We start from the raw sequence: 1,287 nt of genomic DNA, 5'->3' as shown, positions 1-1,287 counted from the left end.
CGCATGACGGAGCCGCCCTCGGTGGCGCCTTCGTCGAAGCGCGGCAGGTCGACGGCGACTGCGCGCTCGGATCGGTCGAACAGGGTCAGCGCGGGGCTCGCGCCGTGCAGGTCGAGGTTCCAGCGGCCCTCGCCCTCCTGGCCCCAGCGGTGGCCGAGCGAGCCGTTCGGCACTTCCGCCTCGCCCGTCGTCTCGTCCAGGAAGACGGTCTTGAACTCGGCGTTCTCGCTCTGCTCGCCCAGGTCGGCGGCGGTCAGGAAGCGGCGCGGGACGTACGCGTCGCCGCGCGGCTCCAGCGTGACCAGGAACGGCAGGTCGGTGTATTTCCGGACGTAGTCGGTGAAGTAGGGGACCTGGCGGTCGCGGAAGAACTCGGTCAGCGTCACGTGGCCCATCGCCATGGCGAGTGCCCCGTCGGTGCCCGGGTGCGGCGCCAGCCAGTCGTCGGCGAACTTGACGTTGTCGGCGTAGTCGGGACTGACCGCCACGACCTTGGTGCCCTGGTAGCGGGCCTCGGTCATGAAGTGGGCGTCCGGAGTGCGAGTGACCGGGATGTTGGACCCCCACATGATCAGATAGCGGGAGTTCCACCAGTCGGCCGCCTCGGGCACGTCCGTCTGGTCACCCCACACCTGCGGCGAGGCGATCGGCAGGTCGGCGTACCAGTCGTAGAACGACAGCAGCGTGCCGCCGATCATCGACAGGAACCGCGTCCCGGCCGCGAACGACGCCATCGACATGGCCGGGATCGGCGAGAACCCCACCACCCGGTCCGGGCCGTACTCCTTGACGGTGTGCACGTGCGCGGCGGCCATCAACTCCAGGACCTCGTCCCAGCTCGACCGCACGAACCCGCCCTTGCCGCGCGCCCGCTTGTACGCCCGCGCCCGCTCCGGGTCGCCGGTCAGCTCCGCCCACGCCAGCACCGCATCCCCCAGCCTGGCCCTGGCCTCGCGCCACATCTCCAGCAGCACGCCCCGCACGTACGGGTAACGCACCCGCGACGGCGAGTAGGTGTACCAAGAGAACGACGCGCCACGCGGACAGCCGCGCGGCTCGTACTCAGGCGACTCCGGCCCCACCGACGGGTAGTCCGTCGCCTGGTGCTCCCAAGTGATCAGCCCATCCTTGACGAACACCTGCCACGAGCACGAGCCCGTGCAGTTCACCCCATGAGTCGAGCGCACCACCTTGTCGTGCGCCCACCGGTCCCGGTAGAAACGGTCCCACGCGCTGGGATCTATCTGGTGCAGCGTGCGGCCGTCGGCCGACACCTCCGACTTGGTG

1 protein-coding gene is annotated in these 1,287 nt (G+C 70.0%); it reads right to left on the bottom strand.

What is annotated here, in order from left to right; genetic code table 11:
- On the bottom strand, positions 1–1,274 hold a 1,274-nt coding region (locus EJK15_RS69415), incomplete at its 3' end, for a molybdopterin-dependent oxidoreductase (protein WP_138720942.1).
- Between the last annotated feature and the right edge of the window lie 13 nt (positions 1,275–1,287).

Source organism: Nonomuraea basaltis (assembly GCF_005893125.1).
Lineage (GTDB): Bacteria > Actinomycetota > Actinomycetes > Streptosporangiales > Streptosporangiaceae > Nonomuraea > Nonomuraea basaltis.
Note: the sequence above shows the minus strand (reverse complement) of the source record. Positions and strands in the feature narration are given on the sequence as shown.